Origin of the sequence: uncultured Parvibaculum sp., from assembly GCF_963975745.1 — a bacterium.
Taxonomy (GTDB): domain Bacteria; phylum Pseudomonadota; class Alphaproteobacteria; order Parvibaculales; family Parvibaculaceae; genus Parvibaculum.
Genome location: NZ_CAXBIB010000004.1, coordinates 60111 through 78939 on the forward strand (window position 1 = coordinate 60111; position 18829 = coordinate 78939).

Below are 18829 nucleotides of genomic sequence, written 5' to 3' on the forward strand. Positions count from 1 at the left end.
GCTAATGCCTCCCATGCCAAGCCGCTGCAACGGCATCGGCCATCTGCTTGTCCCAGTAAGTCGAAGTCTTCCCTACGTTTTCCTCGGCGAATGACAAAACGTCTCCGCTTTTTGTTTTTAAACTGGCATATGTTTTCCCCAAAACAGGAACACCGGCTCTTTTGCAAGCGAGAAAAATGACCGCATCTGCGTAAGCAGTTGCTCTTGTGCCTTTTGAGTCTGAACGCCCGTACTCACTAATTTTGACAACGCTTTTGCCAATATCGGTGTAGTGATGGAAAATGCGTTCAAATTCGCTCAAAAGCCAAAAGGCCCGATCTTCTGGTGCAACCATACCTCTGGGGTAGATCAAGCGATGCTCTTCGGCTGCGTTGAGCAGGGTTGCGCTTTTCGAATCCAATTCGACTATTGCATATCGGATACAATTCGACGCAGAGCGCACTCCAAGTATCTTCATTGAACAGCCTCCACTTTGATTCGACGTTTGCCGGTAAGCAGCTGATGCATGAGAGCATCTCGTTCCTTCCTCAAGGCAGCGGCGTACTCGCACGAGGCCTCTTCTATCTGCCGTGCATCAGAAAGAATTTGTGCAATCCTCATTTGCTCATCAAAAGGAGGTAGCGCAAAAGACAATTCGAGGAATCTGCGTGTGGATAAGTTGTAGCGAGTAGACCCCTGAGCCAGACTGACTATTCGGCGACGCACAGGTGCGCTACGAAAGAAGAATCTCGCAAACTCAGGCGCCATTACTCCTTTCTCAAAAACCCTAAATCCAAAACAAAAACTGTTCAGATAAAGTTGTTCAGGCTCGCTAAGAACAACCGAACTCATCCCGACCTCTTCAGGAGTTTCAGAGGATGTCGTGAAAACAATATCGCCCGATGCGACCAAGCTTTGCGACTCATCGGCAGCAACTCGGACGTAGTCCAAATTACTGAGATCTATGACGCTGTTTTCGAACACATTCTTATAAGGGATGTACGGCTTACCACTTCCAAAGTCAGCCTTGCTTTTTCCAGTCAATCCGCCATATGTCGCTCCAATGGCGCCAAGCCGAACAAATCTCCATTGATCGTCATTGGAATTGCCAAGGACTTTGTCAGGTGGGAGGAGCGCTCGTGTTACAGCACGACTTTTCACTCGGCTGGATTCAATGAGTTTTTCCACTACATCAATCGCACAGTCCCACAGCCTCAGAAGCTCCACGATCTTTACTTGCTCGCTCTTAGGCGGAAAGGACAGCTTCTGTGCATATATAGGCTTCTGTGAGACCAGAGGTTGGCCTCCTTTGCTTCTGAGCCGAGCCAGATTGAACTCCTGAAGCCTGTAGGCAAGAAACTCAATATCCACATCAGGTACAACAGCCTTCGCATAGAGGGCATTGTCAGTTATCCAACACTTTCCACTAAAAAATCGGGTAACCCCGCAGTATTCTCCAACACGACCAATAACAATTGTCGGCCTATCAACGTTGTAAGATGCGGTGAAACCCAGAATCCCATTTCCACCGTATACAGGGACGGGCATTTCTTCCGAACGTTCTGGAACGACGTCGGATGGGCGTCCATCGCCACTGCCCAGTTTGAATACGTCCTCTAGTCGCTTTTCAGACCACCCCTCAGGAACCATATCCAAGCTCCTTCAGATAGCCGTCCATTTTGGCTTCCAATTCGATCAGCTCTGCTTTCAGTACCGCGCGCTCAGCCAGAACTGCCCTCAGATCAATTTCTTCTTCCTGCTCGAACGTATCCACGTAGCGAGGAATGTTGAGATTGAAGTCGTTGGCCTTGATCTCGTCGAAGGTCGCGAGGTGGGCGTATTTGTCGATGGGCTTACGCGCCCCGTAAGCTTCAACGACCTTCGCAATGCTCGCTTCCGTTAACTGGTTCTGGTTCTTACCGGGATGGAAATCACGGCTCGCATCGATAAAGAGAACGCTTTTGTCTTTTTTATCCCGTCGAACAAGGAGAATTGCTGCCGGAATACCGGTGCCGTAGAAAAGTTTCTCGGGCAGCCCGATTACCGCATCGACCAAGTTTTCCTCAAGTAGCCTCTGGCGGATTTTTCCTTCGGCTGCGCCACGGAACAGCACGCCGTGCGGCACCACCACCGCCATGCGCCCCTTCTTGGGTTTCAACGTCTCCACCATGTGGAGGACGAAAGCATAGTCACCCTTGGTTTTCGGCGGCACACCACGACGGAACCGTCCAAACTTGTCGGTCTGTGCCTTTTCCTGACCCCACTTTTCGAGACTGAATGGCGGGTTGGCGACAACCACGTCGAAATGCTTAAGTGTATCCTCTGTATCAAGCAGCTTGGGGTTACGAATGGTATCTCCCCATTCGATCCTGTGATTGTCTTCTCCGTGCAGAAACATATTCATCTTGGCAAGCGCCCAGGTGCTGCCAATTGCTTCCTGCCCGTATAGGGCGTATTTGCGGGAACCATTGAACTTCGCTTGCACCTGACGCCCGCATTTCATCAGAAGAGAGCCTGAACCACACGCGGGGTCGCATATCTCCGCCCCTTCGTCGGGTGAGACCAACTCGGCGATCAGCTCCGAGACTTCCGGCGGGGTATAGAACTCTCCCGCCTTCTTGCCGCTGGTAGCGGCAAAGTTCTTGATCAAAAACTCATATGCGTTGCCGATGATGTCGAGCTTGCCGATGCGGCTTGGCCGCAAATTCAACTCTGGCCGATTGAAATCTTCCAACACATGGCGAAGGATGTCATTCTTCTGTGCTTCATCACCCAAGCGTGTGCTGTTGAACGTGATGTCCTGAAACACATCCCGCAGCTTGTGGATATTGGCTTCTTCAATTGCGTGCAACGCTTTATCGATACGCTCGCCATTTCCAGCCTCGAAGCGCTTTTCATGCAAGGCGTAGAAGCTCGCATCCTTAGGCAGGACGAAGCGCTCACTCTTGAGCAACTCCTCGATCAACTCAGGATGATCGCCGTGCTTCTTCTCATACTGGTCGTAGTGGTCTTGCCACACGTCCGAAATGTATTTCAGGAAGAGCATCGTCAGGACGTAGTCTTTGTAAATGCTGGGATCGACAACCCCCCGGAAGCTATCGCATGCCCCCCAAACGGCTTGATTGATTTTCGTTTGCTCAACGCGCTCGTTCATTGCGGCAGTCTCCCCAAAATATCTCCGCAGATAGCATCAGCTAATGCCTGCATCTGCCGATTTCGATTGTCTATTAAGTTTGAAAGCAGCCGCCTCTCCTGAAGAGCTGCCTCGTTGAAATCCACAACCGCCTGCTGCCGAGCGATCGGCGCGACGACAATTGGCAGGTCTTCCAAAACCTGACGACGAATGCTTGTAATGTTGGAACCGGTTGCCGAAGCCGACAGATAACGTTGCAGCGGCTCCTGATTGATTTGCCAGGCGACAAACTCAGGCAGCAGCCGATCCGGCGCCTTCACGCGGACAAGAAAGAAGAGCGGCGAACAAACCGCGTGCCCTGGAACGCCGTCCACCACCGCAGCGATATTTCTCGTCCCTCTTGCGGAGAAAAGAACATCTCGCTGTTGCAGCCAGTCCGGGCACCGACGGCCGGTCAGCTTTGTTCGTGCAACCTCGCCCCACTCGACGCGATAGCCATCATCAATGTTCCGCATCTGCACGACAGCAACATCCCCGTTCGGGGTGCTATCGATGCTGCCTCGGAACGGGTAGCCGGGGGCAATCGTCGCCACCTCAGTCAACCGCACACTTTCATATTTGTTTGCATCATATCTCATAATGCAGATTAAATAGGAATCCAGCACGGAAGTCAATAACTTTATGCATCATTCTGCATGATGCATAAAGTTATTGTTTTTGAGTGGTTGGCCCAGGTCAGTGCGCCTAGCGTGTAGATCACCGCTATCACAATGAAATCACTTATCTTTCTGGTGCGCAGTAAATCAGTCTTATTTCTCTGCGCCTCAGGTGCCGCCTCCATAAGCCCGCATCAACCCGGAACTTATGGAGGTTTTTGCTATGGGGAATTTACGACTACTGATCTTTCTGATTACCAGTGTGTGGCGGCATCTGCCGTTTGTTGCCGCGCCGATTGGGTATCTGGCTTTTGCTGGGCCAGTGCATCATGGCCTTGTTATGGGGGTGTTGTTCGGCCTCTCGGGGCACCTGACGCGGCGGGCCGCTACGGGCATTCGCCTGAGGTTCTTTCCGCACAAACTCAGCCATGGCTCGGCGCGCTTTGCGACGATGGACGAACTTGCTGCCACTGGGCTCTTTAAGCCGGGCGGCGTTCTGCTCGGCCGCGCCCATGGGCGCATGGTGCGCTACAGCGGCCACGGCCACCTGCTCACCTTCGCGCCGACACGCAGCGGCAAGGGCGTGGGGTGTGTGATTCCGAACCTGCTCTCCTGGGAGAAATCGGCCATCGTCACCGACATTAAGGGCGAGAACTTCGCCATCACCCATGCCCACCGGCGAACACTGGGCCCGGTCTATGCCATGGCACCATTCGCGGAAGGCGGTGAAGGCGCCCGCTACAACCCCCTCGATTTTATCCGCATCTGCACGCATTACGAACTGGATGACGCGCGGCATATCGCGGAAATGCTCGTCGTCCCGGAACAGGCTGAGGCCAACCACTGGGAACGCGAAGCCAGAACGCTCATCACCGGCCTACTGCTCTATATCCGGCGGCAATGCACGGTCGATCAGCGCAACCCGGTTTACCTGCGCGAACTGCTGATGGAAGATCAGGAAGGGTTCGAGCTTGTTATACAAAGGATGTCGGGCAGCGATATCGACACCATCTCCCGGATCGGCCGGGGCTTCTCTCAGAAGGAAGCCAAGGAACGCTCAGCGGTTATCTCTACCGCCCAAGCGGCAACAGCCGTCTTCGACAGTGAGCCGCTGGCGAAGCTGACAGAGTGGTCGGACTTCGACCTGGAGGAACTCAAGGAGAAGACGGGCACGCTCTATATCATCGTCCCGCCTGAGCATCTGGAAGCCTACCGGCCCTTCATGCGGCTGATGGTGGGCCTGAGCATGGCCGCAATGACGCGGCGCGGCACCAGCGAGGCCAATCAAGTGCTGTTCTTGCTGGATGAGCTACCCGCCCTTGGCTACATGCGCCCTATTGAAGAGGGCATCGGCTACATGGCGGGGTACGGCGCGAAGCTGTGGCTCTTCGTGCAGGACTTGAATCAGTTGGAGAAGGTCTACCCGAAGGCGCGCTCGATGATCGCCAACTGCGCGGTGCGGCAAGCCTTCAACGTGCAGGACTCCGGCACGGCACGCTTGCTGTCCGACATGCTGGGCGTGACAACGGTCAAGGTGAAGTCGCAAGGCCGTTCGTCACCGCTACCTATGAATCTGCTGCCGGTGGCGTTTCACAGCGGCCTTTTTGAGACGGCGCGGCCTCTGATGACGCCGGATGAGGTCAGCACCCTCTCTCGCGACCAGCAATTGCTGTTCGTGGAAGGTCTACACGGCATGGTGACGCGCAAGCTGCGTTACTTCGACTGGCAGGAATGGCAACTGCGGCGGCGCGCGCAATAAGCGCGCGCCCCTGCTCTATTTCTGCGGCCACTTGGGATAGCGCCCGCCCGTTGAGAGAGCATATGCAAAGACGGGAACGAGCGAACTAAACCAGATAATGGCCCACACGCTAAACGGACTGTAGTAAAACTGGGATGGATAAAGCTGGAACCAAATCAGCGCCAAGACGGCTACCCAAGAGAAGCAAATACCGAAGATTTTGAAAGCACGCCGCTTTAAGAAGCGGTTGTACTCTTCCAAAAACTCATTCGGCCCCATGCTCGCATAGGTGCTGCTTGGCGCTTCGCGCTTGATACGCTCATGGTTGGCCGCAGCCACCCTACTCGTCCGATCTTCCGTCTTGCGCCGCCCCATTGACGACAAAATCGCCAGCAGCACCAAAGCCACCAGAATAAGAATAATGATCAAAAGCATAGCAGCCCCCTGCTTGTTGCACGCGTGACAGAAGTTTCATCACCAAGTCTGAGTTACGGGTTGCCCGGCACGACTTTCAGATCGCCGCCGTCCATGCGCGCGACGTGAACACCCTCTACCTTCTTGAAGCGACCGGGTTGAACAGTCTCACCCTCGATCTGCCAAAGGCCCGGCCTGATCTCCACGGCTCGTGTCTGTGCGATCCTCTTCTCGTCATCCCAGCCATGACACTCGCTGACTTTCGTGGCGTAGCTGGCGCGCTCCCAGTTGCGGCGCAGTTGGGCCACATAGGTGCGGGATGCGTCCGACACGGCCATGTGCTCTTGCACGATTTCCTCATCATCGAGCAGGCCGCAGAAGACTTCCTTCTCCCATGCGTTGTAGGCTTCCTCAGGGGTTTGCGACTCTCCACACCCCGCAAGCAGCACAACACTGGTCACTGACACCACCGCACTGCGGCTCCATAAGCTTTTCATGACTCCCCCCTTGGGCTCGTGAACAAACGTCAGTGCTTACTGAGTGAGTTCCTGCTCGCACTGCATCCCGACACGCATACCTTCAACCGCCAAGTGGCTTGCGATTTTCGTGAGTTCCTCTTCGGACATGCCGGTTTTCTCGGCGCTCTCACGCGCCGAAGTCGAACCCTCGGCTGCCACGGCGAGCTTCACCCACATGGCGTAGTCCTCTTGTTTCATCGACTTCATCTTGGCTACCGTGCATTCGCACAGTGCCTCTGATCCGCCGACTGACAGGCACTGCTTCATGCCCATCTCTTTGGCCTTCGCCTCCTCTGCGGCGGTGTAGGTCGCCTGCTCTTCGCCGCAGGCGGCGAGTGCGAGCGTGCCAACGGCTACCGCCAGCACTTTCAAGCCGAGCGGCTTGGTGTTTATAGATTGAGATTTCATCCGTAGACCTATTGGCAGTGTGTTCGGCTGAACACGGAACGTCGAAGAATGGAGTTACAGAATCCCCAATTCGGTCACTGCACCCACGCGAACCTGTTAGGCTGGATAGATATGAAATGCCGCATAAGGGAGAGACCGAGTTCAACAACGATCAACACAAGCAATGGAGCCTGTACGACCAGTCCGGCCACCGGAAATATCTGACAGCCAAGGAGCGCCGCGCCTTTATGGCTGCCGCTGCCGAGCGCTCCGCAGACGTGCACGCACTCTGCTGGCTCATCGCCGAAACCGGCTGCCGCCTTACGGAAGCACTAGAACTGACCGCAAGCCGGATCGATCCAAGCCGGGGCGTTGTGATCTTCGAGAGCTTGAAAAAGCGCCGGAAAGGCATCTACCGGGCGGTGCCGGTGCGCAAGGAGTTGATCGCCGCGCTTGACGGCATCGCCCAGGGTGACAAGACCAGCCCTCTCTGGAGCTGGTGCCGCATGACGGCCTACCGCCGCATCACCGAAACGATGGAGCTTGCAAAGGTGTCAGGCCCGCATGCCAACGCGCGCGGCCTCAGGCACAGCTTTGCCATTGCCGCGCTCGAAGCAGGCGTTCCGCTTAATCTGGTGCAGCGTTGGCTAGGCCATGCAGACATGGCAACCACAGCGATTTACGCCGATGCGATTGGCACGGAAGAACGCAAATTGGCGAGCCGACTCTGGAAGGCGGAAATGGGAAAATAGGGGGTTGATTTGTGTGACAAAATTGGGGATTCGGTCACACCGCGACACTAGCACTTTGCCAAACAAATGAAAGAAGCCGCCCGCAAGGCGCGGCTTCAGTTGTCTATCAACTTTCCAAACCCGTCGTTTCAGAAACGCGGGAACGGCATCTCCCTCTCCATCTCTTTCACTTTTTCATTCTTCCGGCTGTTCTCCTCGTACTCATGGAGCGCACGCACGAGCTGGCGCTTGTAGTCGTAGGCATAGTTGCTGGCGCGAATGGCCTTCTCCGTCACCCGTGACAGGGCTGCGGCGCGGCGCTCAAGCGCTCTTTCCAGCATCTTGTGCAAATAGGCATCGGTGCCGGTGCGCTGGTGGATCAGCTCAAAGTCTCGTTTGGCAATCTTCACCTGCCGGCGTCCGTCCTCGATCTTGTCGTTCCAGTGGCTAACGTCCTGCTGCGCCCTGTGCCAGCGGCTGCGCCGGTGTTTGAGGTAACGCAGAGACACTTCCGCCTTCTTGCGCGTTTCATCCTTGGCGATGCCGACATTCAGGCCACGCAGCCCTCCGGCGAGGCCGGGCTTCTCCTTGAGCATGCGGGCGGTTTCTTCAACGCCGAACTGCGTTTCCATCTTCATCCAAATACGCTCGGCCTTGGCCGGGTCTTTGAACGTGACCGAAAGCGACTCCCGGAAGCTCTCCCGCCAGCGTGTTTCAAACTTCGTCGCGCGGTCATGCCGACTGTGGGCGTAGGCTGCATCCCGCTCAGCGCGGAACAGCCGTCTCTCGCCATACCGGTAGTGCGCGTCCAGGCCTTTCCAGTAGTGGACAGACATTTGCGCGTGATCGAGTTCGGTCATGGCGTCTCTGGTCTTCTTGCGCGCGACCCGCTCTTCCGCCGCGCGAAGCCGGTCGGCGCGGCGCAGTTGGGCGGGCGTCATGTTCTCGCTGCCGGGGATGGGGTGCTTGCGCTTCTCCGCCGCCACAAGCTCGTCAATCCGCGTCAACTCCCAGTCGTTAAACGTCTCGCCGAACCGTTCTTCCAGTTCCGTAAGCCGCACCCCTTTGCCCATTAGCGAAAGCTTGGCCGCTTCGTCCCCGCGCACCAGCACGAGCCCCCTTCCCTTGCGCTGCAATTGGAGGCCATAAGCCCCAACACGCGCGGACAGGTCAGCCCACGACGTGGCGTTGTAGAAGTGCGGGGCCACGCGCTCGCGCAGTGACTTCACGTCTTCCCAGCTCATATCCGGGATGGGCGGGCGGTTGTTGCGCCGGGCCAGCCAATACTCGGCGTCCGTCACGGTGGCGCGGGTATCGCCAAAGTCTTCCTGTAGCTCTTGCTCGGGGATGCGGGCTTTGTCCCGCCCGCGTTCCTTGGCGATGTTGAGGTCGCGCTCGCGCGCGATCTCGCGCACCAGCGCCGTGAGGCGCTTGCCGTCATTGTGACGGCTGTAGGCTTTACCGGTTTGCGGGTGGATGCGGTTGACCAGGAAGTGGATGTGCGGATGCTCGGTGTCCCGATGGGCATAGATGAGAGCTTGATAGTCGCTCAGGCCAAGGCGCTCGATGGCATCGATGGCGATCTCGCGCATGATGCCGGGGTCAACCTTTCCGGCCTTGGCGTCCTTCGGGTCGAAGGCCAGCACGAAGTGGTAGGCCGGATTGCGGCAGCGGGTGGACTGGGCGGCGGTGGCCGCCATGATGGCGGCGACGGCTTCGGGGCTTTCGGTCTGGAGATTGCGCGTCTCAACCCACTCGACGCGATCGGGGCTGAGCTTGGCGGTATTGCCCGACAGATAAAGCGCCGATGCGCGGAAGTTCGCGGGCTGCTTTTTCGGGATTTTGAAGCGCATCCATCACCTCCCCCCGCGTGACGGCGGCTCGTGAAACGGGCCGGGCGACGGTGCGCCCTCTTTCGGCGACTTGTTGGCGGCTGTTGGTGCCACTGAGGCTTCATGCAACGGCTCCAGCGCCGCGCGCATGGCCTCGAACGCTTCATCACGAAGCTGGCTAGGCACATCGTGGCCGCTGTTGGCCATATGCGCCAGCCGGTTGACCGTATGCCCGGCCATGTTGAGCGGCTCGATCTGCGCCTCGATCAGTTCAGCGAGATCGTTGCGGCCCAGCAGTTGCTCCACCAACTGCCCGCCGGTGTAGCGTGCCCAGCGGGCATAGACCTCCTCGCCGGTCACGTCCGCAAGCTGCTGGAAGTTGGTCGCTGCCGACTGCAACTCATAGAGCAGCTTCTGAAAGATGATGAGTTGGGCCGGTCGGGCGCGGGGGCGTTTGCCCAAAACCGTCTCCCGCGCGTAACGCCCGAAAGGCATCCCCGCGGCGGCAGCATGCTCTTTCAACTGCGCCAGCTCCGCATCCGTGAGGCGGATATTTACAACGTGGCGGCGCCTCTCTGCCGCACTCTTACGCGGCCGTGCCATCGCCGTAACGCCCCGTTGTAAGGCGCAGAATGCGCCCCTCGCTTGCGAGCAAGACGAAGCCCTTGAGACCCCGCCAGGTGGTCGAATGTGGCTGAGTTTTCGCCTGAAAGCCCCTCACAGCACGTCTGATGGCACTGCCACCGGCAGCCGTCCGTGCGAGGGGTTTTTGTAGGCGAAAATACATCTTGCCTCCCTACTGAAACAAAGTTTCCTCTTCCACTGTATGGAGTTACGCGGGAACCAAGGAACAATTGCACTCAAACATTAGCAATAAAAAGCCTACAATAACAACACCCATATGGGACCGCCAACACTCCTCAATGCCCGCCAGCAGGGATTCCGATGTCAGGCGCAAAGCGGCTGACAGGGGTCCGCTTGGGTTAATGGAGGAGCACAAAACAAGATATGCGACTAACTGCAAGTCACGATAGGCGACTTTTTGAGTACACAATATGCGACATATGGTATAACTTAATAAGCGACTAAATGATTGGATATCTCTGATGCCTAGCGCCGCCGAAAAACTGGCTGCCAGCCTCGAAGTGCTTCATGCCTTGCAGAAGCGCGGCGTGGTTGCAATCCAATCCCGTGACCTGAGCCGGGTTCACCGCGAACGCCTGATAAAGGCGGGGTTCCTTCAGCCGGTCATGAAGGGCTGGTATATCGCCTCCCGCCCCGATGAACCAACCGGCGAGAGCACGGCTTGGTACGCTTCGTTTTGGGACTTCTGCGCCGCTTACCTCACCGAACGCTTTGGCGATGCATGGTGCTTGTCACCAGAGCAATCGCTCGTCCTCCATACCGGCAATAGAACGGTCCCCCGGCAGCTCCTTGTGCGCTCACCCAACGGCACTAAGCACATTCTGGAGCTACCCTTCGGCACGTCCCTCATGGATATCAAGGCCGGGGTTCCCGCGCCCGCACATACCGACATCCTCGACGGCCTGCGCGTGTATAAAATCATTCCCGCGCTGATCGACTGCGGGCCGGGCTTCTTCAGCAGCTACCCTCATGAGGCCCGCGCGGCCTTGAGCATGATCCGCAACGCTTCTGAAATTCTCCCACGCCTTCTCGACGGCGGACACAGCCGCATTGCCGGACGGCTGGCCGGGGCATTCCGCAACATCGGCAAAGACCGGGTTGCCGATGACATCCTCAAGGCCATGCGCGCCGCTGGCCACAGCGCGCCGGAAAGCGATCCATTTGAAGCCCCGTCACCAACGCCGTTCACGCAAAGCGCGTCTGCGTACAAAGCCCGGATAAGTGCGATGTGGCAGAGCATGGCAGCGGACATAGCCGACGCCTTTCCCACCCCACCGAGTCGCCCCAATGACATTGAGACCTACCTCAAGCGGGTGGATGATGCCTACCTGGCAGACGCTTATCACTCGCTTTCTATTGAAGGCTATCGGGTAAGCCCGGCTTTGATTGAGAAAGTCAGGGACGGCAACTGGAACCCGGACACAAACACCGAAGACCGCGACCATCGCAATGCGCTAGCTGCACGCGGCTACTGGGAAGCCTTCCAAGCTGTTCGCGAAAGCCTGCGTGCCATTCTTGAAGGCGAAAACCCCGGCATGATTGTCGAGCGCGATCACGGCGATTGGTACCGACAACTCTTTAGTCCAAGCGTTGCAGCAGGACTCGCAAAGGCCGCTGATCTCGCCGGATACCGCTCAGGCCCGGTATATCTCCGCAACTCTATGTACGTGCCGCCGTCTTCTGCGGCCGTATTGGACATGATGGAGGCATTCTTTGAACTGCTGACGAATGAAAAAACTCCTGCTTCTCGTGTCGTGCTGGGGCATTTTGTTTTCGTCTATATCCATCCATACATGGATGGTAACGGCCGCATGGGCCGCTTCCTAATGAACGCGATGCTCGCGTCTGCCGGGTATAATTGGACGATCATTCCGGTGGAGCGTCGCAACGACTATATGGCCGCGCTCGAAGCGGCCAGCGTCGGGCAGGATATTCGCCCGTTTGCCCGGTTCATCGGGGAGCTGGTGACGGCAAACGGACGTGGCACCGACACCCCAAGCTAATCATCGCCATGGCGACGATGATATCGTCGTCGTCATGGTGATGATGATCGTCGCCACCAACTCATTTGCGACAGCAAAAGCAAGGCGGCTTCAGATAGAAGCCGCCTTGATCCGTTAGGCATTTTCACGAAGCGCCACGGCACGCAGGTCATGCTGCTCGCCTTCGCACGGCCCGTTATTTGGCAGTTCGCCACTGGCAAACATCTCCACTGCGGCAGCTTCGGCGCTTTGAGCGTCCGGCGCGGTAACGCGGTACTGGTAGACCACCAGCTCCTCTACGGCGACGGTGAACGTCTGTTCGTTCTGATTATCCATGACAAAAGTCCTTTCTTTCTGTTGAGGGACAACCGCCGCCCGGCGGTGAACCGGGCGGCGTGTCGCGATAGTTAGCGCTTCCAGGTGAGGACGAACTTGTCGTCTTCGCCTTCGAAGAGGCTGGCGTAGATCGGGCCTGTGAAGCTCGGATCGTCCAGCTTGCAGCTGATGAAGGGCTTGTCCTTCTTCGAGGTGCGGTTCCACGCCGCGCCCAGTTCCGCGTCCCCAGCCATGATCCGAAAATCCGGCGCACCTGCCTTGTCGCTGTTGATGGGAACCAGTGTGACCTCGGCCTTGATTGTCAGCGTTTTGATTTCGCCGGTGTAGCCGTTGTCGGTTTTTGTGAATGTTCCGATGATAGTCATGTTTCAATTCTCCTTTGTCTGTTTCCGGGGCCGCCCCATGCGGCCTTTCCGATGGCCGACCGAGAGCACGCGGATTGAGGCGGTGGAGACACCCGAAGGGCGAAGCGCAGCGGCAGACCGGCAGCCGCCTGCTTTTTGGAGCGCAGCGACCGCGAGGAAAGCGCCGCACCGCCAAAGGCGGGGCAAGCTGGGGAAAAAGCTGGCGGATGCCGGTTGGCTCGACCGCCGCCGCGTGCAGGGATGCCATGAAAAGGAAAGGCGCCTGGGAGCGGGCCTGTCAGCCAAAGGACGAAACAGGTGCGGCCACTCGGGTCATGAATCTGACGACGGCGGAAACCAGCTCCGGCTCAAACGCTAATACGGGCAATCAGGAGAAGGCTTTTCAACACCATCGACAGTGATAAGCCCCTGCGCCACCTCTTCACCGCGCTGGGTAAGCGTGAACGGCCAAGCGTCGTGGTCGTCCTTCAATACGACAAGCCCGGCAGCCTCCAGCATGCGAATGTCCGCACGCAGTTCATCCGTCGCAACCGCCAGCCCCAGCTCCGGCAGCCAGTTCCGCAACACGAATAGATTAGCTGATCCGCTCGTCGCTCCCGCCAACGCCCGCAAGATCGCTAACCGCCGGTGACGGGCCTTCACCTCTTCAATGGTCAGGGACGGGTCTCGATTAGGCGTGCTCATATTTCACATAAAATATTTGTTAATACGATAAGGTTGAGATATTATTCTGCGTACGAATTATATCTCTCGACCTTTTCCCCTTTTCAGAATTGACCCACACCTCACCTGAGGTGGGAAAGGATTCTGTTCAAATGAACAAAGCCCTCAAAATCCTTTGCAACACCATCTTGAACCTACTGTTGAACCTACTGATCGTACTCGTCGCCACGTCTGTTGCCACTTCTATTGCCTTTTTCGTTGGCATCGGCCTAGGCACGCTTTTCGTTCCCAACGCTCAACTCCTCACTTTTGTTGGAATACTGACCTACACAGGCACGCTTGGTTTTGTGGTTGTTCAACAGTTAAGCAGCAACCACTTTGTCCGCTTGTATGGTGCGTTTTGTTCGTGCCTTGTAAACACAATCATCCTCGTATCATTCTACATTTGGCACCTCAGTGGCCAGGGAGCGAACATCGAGACTGCGTTCTTGATGTTCATCGCATCCCCTTTTTGGTTCAAGTACCATGCGTTCGGTCCAGCGGCAGTGGTGGCAACCGCCATCTTCTTCCATATCATTATCAATGAACTTTTTTATTCTGAAGATCGTTAGTGGGAACAGCCTCGTCCAAATTGGGCGAGGCTGTTGTCTTGAGTGAAGGATGCTCAGACACGACCTTCCGTTTAATTCTTCCATCACTACGGCGCTTCACTTCCAATGCCGCAAAAATAGGAATCACAAACGGAAGTAGCGCCATCCAACGATCCGAGACGATCTCGCCAATGTCACTAAGATAGGAAGGCTGGAATAGAATCACCAAAGCCGCAAAGATGAGCAAGGCCCATCCTAAAGTGAAGAGCGCATGCCATACCCAAGGTGAGTACAGAAGTTGGGACGCCACATTCCTATAGGGATTCCCTCTACCCGTATTCTCCTTGCATTTCTTATTGCCGAAAAACTTCAGTACCCTGCATTTTATTTTGCGATTTTTTCCTTCCGCGTGCTCCCCCACCTCTTTGACCCAGAAGTCTCTGATCTTGCTTAGGACTTTTAGATTTTCATCAATCGCCTCTACCGCTCTCTTTAACTCGGCCTCATTCCGCACCTTCTCAATTCGTTCTTTTAGAAGGTGTGCATGGCGGCGCACATAGGCTTTATCAGCGAATCCCGCAATTTTCTCTGCACACCGCTCCACCTGTTCCATGTCACGGTAGAACAAACGGACAGCAGTAATCTCCTCTCCCCACATGCATTCTAAAATCTCTGTCTGTATCGAAGGATACACATAGTGCCGATCCGGACTCAGCCTTAGATATCCCACAACTGGCGGCCACTGGCGCAAGCCACCAAACCATTTCTCCAGTTCTTCAACAGCTCTATTGAGAAACCGAAGCTGATATTCCACGTCCACATAAATTGTCCGAGCGATATGCATCCGGCGAAAGGAATAGGAAACGAGGTTTTTCAAAATCCAGAGCAATATGGGAGTGACGACAAACCGCGCTATCGTCAGCGGATCGCTGAGCGACAGCGACACACCGCTTTCTTTCTGCTCTTTATCGTTCTGCTCTGCTTTAGGGCCGCCCTCTTCAGAAGGGGTAGATTCACCTGGCGTCTCTTCACTAGGTTCAGGTGATGGCTCTACTTCGGATTCGACAATTGGCGAATCCGCCTGAGCGAGCACCACCTGCACTGGCGCGGTCGCGCACGTCAGTGCCGCAAGGCATGTGATGATAAGAAAATGCCGCATCGCTCCCCCCGACCGTAGCACCCAAAATATCTTAGGGCGCTCTGCACACTGAGAACAACCGTTATGCCCCACACCAACCGGCGCAATCACCTCCGACACTCCTCTGCCCACCTCCTAAAACGAGAATGGCCGCCGCGCCTCAGCGCAGCGGCCAATTCACCGGCCCAGCATCAGACAACTATGCAGCCATGCTGCGATGCCTCGCTGGCGTACGCAGACAGGCTCTTCTTCGCCTTGAAGAACCGGTCACGCTCAATGCGTAGACCGGCAGGCCCTCGGATGGCCTCCAGCTCCGACAGGCGCACCGTACCCATCTCCGGGCACCCCACGCCTAAGTCGCACAGCCCGAAGGCAATGTCCGGCTCTTCCGGGTCAAGCTCCGTCAGCAGCCAGGTGCCGCCGCCCCACGGGCAGAACAGCTTCACGACGGGGTAGAAGTCGTGCGTCTCCCCTTCGTTGTCCGGCTCCGCCAACCGGGCAGCGTTAGCGGCCCCGTTCTTGAGTAGTCTTTCTCTTTGCTCCTTTGTCAGAAGTTTCATGGTCAATCGCTCCTTGTAGAGATTTCCCGCAGGGGCCCTTCCCCCGCGCGTTACCTCCTGCCCAGCGGCGAGCGATCAACCTTGTGTAATTGAAATGCTCATATGCGCTCGCGCCGGAGCCCGACGGCAACCGGAAGCCGCCCGTAAGGGGCGTGAACGCGCGGCGGCACAACACGGGAGCAAAGCGAACGGAGCGGGCCGTGCCGCCCGGAGACCTTGGGCGGCCGTCGGCCTCCGGCATAAGCTGAACCTGGGAGGTCAACGCGCCGCAAAGCAGGCGCACCAAACAAAAACGCCGGTCACTCGTGACCGACTCTCACCGGGGCGTTGCGGGGTGTCCCCGCTCGAAGGGGTGACGGAAAACGCTGCAAGCGGTTGCAGGCAGGGGAAGGCTTTCCCCTAGGCGTCAGTAAACCTGTGACACCCCGAACTAAATACGAGATAATAATATTTTACATTATGAATATAACGAGACGGACAATCTAAAAGAGAATGAAGAGCAATGGCATTTAAGACCACCCCACACTCGAAGACAGCTGCCAACGATCCAGCCGCACATTTTAAGACGCTCACAAAGCGGCAGCTTCCTGATGTAATGCCGCACCAGAAGGAAATGCTTGAGGTCTACGCGACTGAGTTTGAGACAAAGGCGGATGTAGCGCTGCAACTACCGACCGGTAGTGGAAAAACGTTAGTTGGACTTCTGATCGCCGACTGGCGACGCATTAAGCATCGCAACCGAGCGGTCTATCTCTGCCCTACAAAACAGCTCGTACGCCAGACAGTTCTTCAGGCAACAAACCAGTACGGCATAGACGTTGTCGACCTGTCTGGCCGTAAAGAGGATTTTGCGCCTGCGGATAAAACGGCTTACATGACTGGCGCAAAGATTGCGATTAGCACCTATTCGGGCCTTTTCAACACCAACCCGTTCTTCGACAACCCCGACCTAATCGTGATCGACGACGCTCACGCGGCAGAGAACTACATCGCCAAGATGTGGTCACTTGAAATTCCGGCAAACACCCCTCTCCACGCTGCACTCGCCGAGTATCTACGTCCCCATTTGGATCCCCAAGACTATTCAAGGCTGACGGGCGAATGGATGGGACCAGCAGATGCGACGTGGGTAGAGAAAATGCCCTCGCCGCAAGTGCAGTCGCTTCAGACAGACCTCGTGGGGATCATTGATGCCCACGCGGATCGGAAAAACCCAGAGCTGTATTACCCGTGGGCCCTTATTCGTGACCATCTGGATGCGTGCCACATCTACCTCGGTTCTCGCGAAATCTTGATCCGCCCGCTAATTCCGCCCACCGCGTTTCACGCGCCTTTCGCGAATGCGGGACAACGCATCTACATGTCCGCTACACTCGGTGCTGGTGGTGATCTGGAACGCCTAACCGGCCGAAAGCATATTGACCGTCTGTCTGCGCCGGAAGGCTTTCAGAGTTCCGGTGTAGGACGGCGCTTCTTTGTTTTCCCGAGCCTTTCTCTGACAGGCGAAGAGACTGAAACTCTGAGAATGGCGATGCAAGAACGCGCGGGACGGTCGGTGATGCTGACGCCGTCACTGGCAAGCGCTGAGGCGCATGAAGAACAGATAAACGATTGCCTTCCCAGCTTTGAGGTCTTCACAAAGGATCACATAGAGGCGGACAAAGCTCCATTCGTTCAGAGCGAAAAGGCTGTCGCTATTTTGGCCAACCGATATGACGGAATCGATTTCCCCGGTGACGAATGTCGGCTGCTTTGCTTAGACGGCCTGCCTCGGGCAATGAACGCTCAAGAGCGTTTCATTATGTCGAAGATGGGAGCCTCCGCACTCTACAATGAGCGGATACAAACGCGGGTGCTTCAAGCCGCAGGTCGTTGCACAAGAGCGCTTCAAGATCGCTCGACCGTTTTTATAACCGGCACAGAACTGGTCGACTTTTTGGCTGACAGTAGACGATGGACTTACTTCAACCCGGAGCTTCAGGCTGAGCTGTCATTCGGCGTAACTCAGTCTACGGGCATAAAAGACGAGCAACTTCTCGAAAACTTCAACATGTTCATGGAGAACAGTGAGGACTGGGGTAAGGCGGATAGCATGATCCGCGATGACATCCCGAAATTCAGCCAAACAGCCTTCCCCGCGATGGACGAGTTATCGAATGCCGTGGAGCATGAAGTCACCTACCAAGAAGCGCTATGGAACCACGACGATACAAAAGCTCTTGGTGAAGCGCGCACAGTGCTGGCCTGTTTAAAGCATGGGGACCTAAGAGGATACCGAGCTCTTTGGCACTATCTGGCTGGCTCAGCAGCATCCCGCCTTTCAACCGGCCCCGGAGATGGACAATCTCAAGCGGCGCTTGAACAGTTTGCACAAGCAAAAAAGGCCGCACCGTCCGTGTCGTGGCTGAACACCCTAGCAAAGGCTGTCGGCGCCCCGTCTGAGAAAGCCGAAATCGACCACTCAGAAACGCTGAAGCAGGTCGAACTGATTGAGCAACAATTTTTGGCGATGGGAACAGTTACAAACCACAAGTTTGAAAAGCAGGCTGCAAAGATTCAAAAGGAATTGGCTGACGCAAAGACTTTTGAATCTGCGCAAGTCGAACTCGGCACAATGCTGGGCTTTGCCGCTGGGAACGACGAGGGTGATGCCGCACCTGATCCATGGTGGCTAGGAGAGAAGATCGGCATCGTATTTGAGGACCATGCGGACGGGAAAGAAACAACGATCTTTGGCGCAATCAAAGCTCGTCAAGCGGCAGGTCATCCCAAGTGGATACAGGCAAACATCCCAGGCACTGAGAGCATGGAGATTGTCCCCATTTTGGTAACGCCCTGCACGCAAGCGAAGTCTGGGGCAGCACCGCACCTCGATGCCGTGCGCTATTGGTCAACGGGTGACTTTGTCGCTTGGGCAACACACGCAATCGTCGTGCTGCGTGAGATGAAGGGGAGCTTTCCAGGCGAAGGAGACTTAATTTGGAGATCAGAAGCACAGCAACGCCTGGATGCCGAAGGTATGACGATTGAAGCAATTCTTAAAAATCTGCCGACGGCAGCAAAAGCCATGAAGATCATCGACTAGTAGTGACCCAAAAAGGCGCATCGACAATGTTGTGGATTGCCCTGTGTGTCGGCGGGCATATCAATTGAGGTCAGGGG

General features: G+C 56.2%; 19 protein-coding genes. 5 read left to right on the top strand and 14 right to left on the bottom strand.

Annotated features, from left to right (window positions below; all coding sequences use genetic code 11):
- Position 1 precedes the first annotated feature (1 nt).
- Genes AAC071_RS04495 through AAC071_RS04510 form a run of 4 tightly spaced genes read right to left on the bottom strand, consistent with a single transcriptional unit; the run spans position 2 to position 3777 of the window.
- Positions 2-457: a hypothetical protein gene (locus AAC071_RS04495; RefSeq protein ID WP_339830485.1), complete on the bottom strand. Its 456-nt coding sequence runs from the start codon at positions 455-457 to the stop codon at positions 2-4.
- Positions 454-1629: a restriction endonuclease subunit S gene (locus tag AAC071_RS04500; protein ID WP_339830487.1), complete on the bottom strand. Its 1176-nt coding sequence runs from the start codon at positions 1627-1629 to the stop codon at positions 454-456. Before AAC071_RS04500 ends, AAC071_RS04495 begins: the two co-directional genes overlap by 4 nt.
- Positions 1619-3133: a type I restriction-modification system subunit M gene (locus tag AAC071_RS04505; RefSeq protein ID WP_339830488.1), complete on the bottom strand. Its 1515-nt coding sequence runs from the start codon at positions 3131-3133 to the stop codon at positions 1619-1621. The genes AAC071_RS04500 and AAC071_RS04505 overlap by 11 nt, the downstream gene beginning before the upstream one ends.
- Positions 3130-3777: a restriction endonuclease subunit S gene (locus AAC071_RS04510; RefSeq protein WP_339830490.1), complete on the bottom strand. Its 648-nt coding sequence runs from the start codon at positions 3775-3777 to the stop codon at positions 3130-3132. Before AAC071_RS04510 ends, AAC071_RS04505 begins: the two co-directional genes overlap by 4 nt.
- Positions 3778-3991: 214 nt before the next feature.
- On the opposite strand from AAC071_RS04510, the gene AAC071_RS04515 reads away from it, so the two are divergent.
- Entirely contained in the window at positions 3992-5527 is a 1536-nt protein-coding gene (locus AAC071_RS04515; RefSeq protein WP_339830492.1) for a type IV secretory system conjugative DNA transfer family protein, read from the top strand.
- A 15-nt stretch (positions 5528-5542) separates the two neighbouring features.
- Here AAC071_RS04515 and AAC071_RS04520 read toward each other — a convergent pair whose 3' ends face one another.
- Genes AAC071_RS04520 through AAC071_RS04530 form a run of 3 tightly spaced genes read right to left on the bottom strand, consistent with a single transcriptional unit; the run spans position 5543 to position 6846 of the window.
- Positions 5543-5941: a hypothetical protein gene (locus AAC071_RS04520; protein ID WP_339830494.1), complete on the bottom strand. Its 399-nt coding sequence runs from the start codon at positions 5939-5941 to the stop codon at positions 5543-5545.
- Positions 5942-5994: 53 nt separating this feature from the next.
- The gene (locus AAC071_RS04525; RefSeq protein WP_339830496.1) at positions 5995-6417 is read right to left on the bottom strand and encodes a hypothetical protein; all 423 of its coding nucleotides are present in this window, start codon (positions 6415-6417) and stop codon (positions 5995-5997) included.
- 36 nt (positions 6418-6453) lie between these two features.
- The gene (locus AAC071_RS04530) at positions 6454-6846 is read right to left on the bottom strand and encodes a hypothetical protein (protein ID WP_339830500.1); all 393 of its coding nucleotides are present in this window, start codon (positions 6844-6846) and stop codon (positions 6454-6456) included.
- A 116-nt stretch (positions 6847-6962) separates the two neighbouring features.
- Here AAC071_RS04530 and AAC071_RS04535 point away from each other — a divergent pair, with 116 nt between their 5' ends.
- Positions 6963-7577 carry a tyrosine-type recombinase/integrase gene (locus AAC071_RS04535; RefSeq protein WP_339830502.1) on the top strand — a complete coding sequence of 205 codons (615 nt, stop codon included), beginning with the start codon at positions 6963-6965 and terminating at the stop codon, positions 7575-7577.
- 128 nt (positions 7578-7705) lie between these two features.
- Here AAC071_RS04535 and AAC071_RS04540 read toward each other — a convergent pair whose 3' ends face one another.
- Positions 7706-9409 carry a relaxase/mobilization nuclease domain-containing protein gene (locus AAC071_RS04540; RefSeq protein WP_339830503.1) on the bottom strand — a complete coding sequence of 568 codons (1704 nt, stop codon included), beginning with the start codon at positions 9407-9409 and terminating at the stop codon, positions 7706-7708.
- A 3-nt stretch (positions 9410-9412) separates the two neighbouring features.
- Entirely contained in the window at positions 9413-9910 is a 498-nt protein-coding gene (locus AAC071_RS04545; protein ID WP_339830504.1) for a hypothetical protein, read from the bottom strand.
- Positions 9911-10494: 584 nt separating this feature from the next.
- Here AAC071_RS04545 and AAC071_RS04550 point away from each other — a divergent pair.
- A complete protein-coding gene (locus tag AAC071_RS04550; RefSeq protein WP_339830505.1) occupies positions 10495-12036 on the top strand; it encodes a Fic family protein in 1542 nt (513 codons plus the stop codon).
- Between the two features lie 114 nt (positions 12037-12150).
- Here the strand turns inward: AAC071_RS04550 and AAC071_RS04555 are convergent, their stop codons facing one another.
- The 3 genes from AAC071_RS04555 to AAC071_RS04565 form a co-directional block, all read right to left on the bottom strand.
- Positions 12151-12351: a hypothetical protein gene (locus AAC071_RS04555; RefSeq protein ID WP_339830507.1), complete on the bottom strand. Its 201-nt coding sequence runs from the start codon at positions 12349-12351 to the stop codon at positions 12151-12153.
- Positions 12352-12422: 71 nt separating this feature from the next.
- Positions 12423-12716: a DUF736 domain-containing protein gene (locus tag AAC071_RS04560; RefSeq protein WP_339830509.1), complete on the bottom strand. Its 294-nt coding sequence runs from the start codon at positions 12714-12716 to the stop codon at positions 12423-12425.
- Between the two features lie 354 nt (positions 12717-13070).
- The gene (locus AAC071_RS04565) at positions 13071-13400 is read right to left on the bottom strand and encodes a hypothetical protein (protein ID WP_339830511.1); all 330 of its coding nucleotides are present in this window, start codon (positions 13398-13400) and stop codon (positions 13071-13073) included.
- A gap of 131 nt (positions 13401-13531) precedes the next feature.
- Here AAC071_RS04565 and AAC071_RS04570 point away from each other — a divergent pair, with 131 nt between their 5' ends.
- Entirely contained in the window at positions 13532-13990 is a 459-nt protein-coding gene (locus tag AAC071_RS04570) for a hypothetical protein (protein WP_339830513.1), read from the top strand.
- Here AAC071_RS04570 and AAC071_RS04575 read toward each other — a convergent pair.
- A complete protein-coding gene (locus AAC071_RS04575; protein ID WP_339830514.1) occupies positions 13959-15128 on the bottom strand; it encodes a hypothetical protein in 1170 nt (389 codons plus the stop codon). The genes AAC071_RS04570 and AAC071_RS04575 overlap by 32 nt on opposite strands.
- A 170-nt stretch (positions 15129-15298) precedes the next feature.
- A complete protein-coding gene (locus AAC071_RS04580) occupies positions 15299-15673 on the bottom strand; it encodes a DUF2958 domain-containing protein (protein WP_339830515.1) in 375 nt (124 codons plus the stop codon).
- A 496-nt stretch (positions 15674-16169) separates the two neighbouring features.
- Between AAC071_RS04580 and AAC071_RS04585 the strand changes: the two genes are divergently transcribed.
- The gene (locus tag AAC071_RS04585; RefSeq protein WP_339830517.1) at positions 16170-18752 is read left to right on the top strand and encodes a DEAD/DEAH box helicase; all 2583 of its coding nucleotides are present in this window, start codon (positions 16170-16172) and stop codon (positions 18750-18752) included.
- The last annotated feature ends 77 nt before the right edge of the window (positions 18753-18829 follow it).

What these genes read in the sequence shown, in the direction of transcription:
- AAC071_RS04500 (WP_339830487.1), bottom strand. Translation starts at nt 1,629, where the DNA reads ATGGTTCCTGAGGGGTGGTCTGAAAAGCGACTAGAGGACGTATTCAAA.
- AAC071_RS04575 (WP_339830514.1), bottom strand. Translation starts at nt 15,128, where the DNA reads ATGCGGCATTTTCTTATCATCACATGCCTTGCGGCACTGACGTGCGCG.
- AAC071_RS04505 (WP_339830488.1), bottom strand. Translation starts at nt 3,133, where the DNA reads ATGAACGAGCGCGTTGAGCAAACGAAAATCAATCAAGCCGTTTGGGGG.
- AAC071_RS04540 (WP_339830503.1), bottom strand. Translation starts at nt 9,409, where the DNA reads ATGCGCTTCAAAATCCCGAAAAAGCAGCCCGCGAACTTCCGCGCATCG.
- AAC071_RS04495 (WP_339830485.1), bottom strand. Translation starts at nt 457, where the DNA reads ATGAAGATACTTGGAGTGCGCTCTGCGTCGAATTGTATCCGATATGCA.
- AAC071_RS04565 (WP_339830511.1), bottom strand. Translation starts at nt 13,400, where the DNA reads ATGAGCACGCCTAATCGAGACCCGTCCCTGACCATTGAAGAGGTGAAG.
- AAC071_RS04515 (WP_339830492.1), top strand. Translation starts at nt 3,992, where the DNA reads ATGGGGAATTTACGACTACTGATCTTTCTGATTACCAGTGTGTGGCGG.
- AAC071_RS04520 (WP_339830494.1), bottom strand. Translation starts at nt 5,941, where the DNA reads ATGCTTTTGATCATTATTCTTATTCTGGTGGCTTTGGTGCTGCTGGCG.
- AAC071_RS04535 (WP_339830502.1), top strand. Translation starts at nt 6,963, where the DNA reads ATGCCGCATAAGGGAGAGACCGAGTTCAACAACGATCAACACAAGCAA.
- AAC071_RS04585 (WP_339830517.1), top strand. Translation starts at nt 16,170, where the DNA reads ATGGCATTTAAGACCACCCCACACTCGAAGACAGCTGCCAACGATCCA.
- AAC071_RS04560 (WP_339830509.1), bottom strand. Translation starts at nt 12,716, where the DNA reads ATGACTATCATCGGAACATTCACAAAAACCGACAACGGCTACACCGGC.
- AAC071_RS04555 (WP_339830507.1), bottom strand. Translation starts at nt 12,351, where the DNA reads ATGGATAATCAGAACGAACAGACGTTCACCGTCGCCGTAGAGGAGCTG.
- AAC071_RS04530 (WP_339830500.1), bottom strand. Translation starts at nt 6,846, where the DNA reads ATGAAATCTCAATCTATAAACACCAAGCCGCTCGGCTTGAAAGTGCTG.
- AAC071_RS04550 (WP_339830505.1), top strand. Translation starts at nt 10,495, where the DNA reads ATGCCTAGCGCCGCCGAAAAACTGGCTGCCAGCCTCGAAGTGCTTCAT.
- AAC071_RS04525 (WP_339830496.1), bottom strand. Translation starts at nt 6,417, where the DNA reads ATGAAAAGCTTATGGAGCCGCAGTGCGGTGGTGTCAGTGACCAGTGTT.
- AAC071_RS04570 (WP_339830513.1), top strand. Translation starts at nt 13,532, where the DNA reads ATGAACAAAGCCCTCAAAATCCTTTGCAACACCATCTTGAACCTACTG.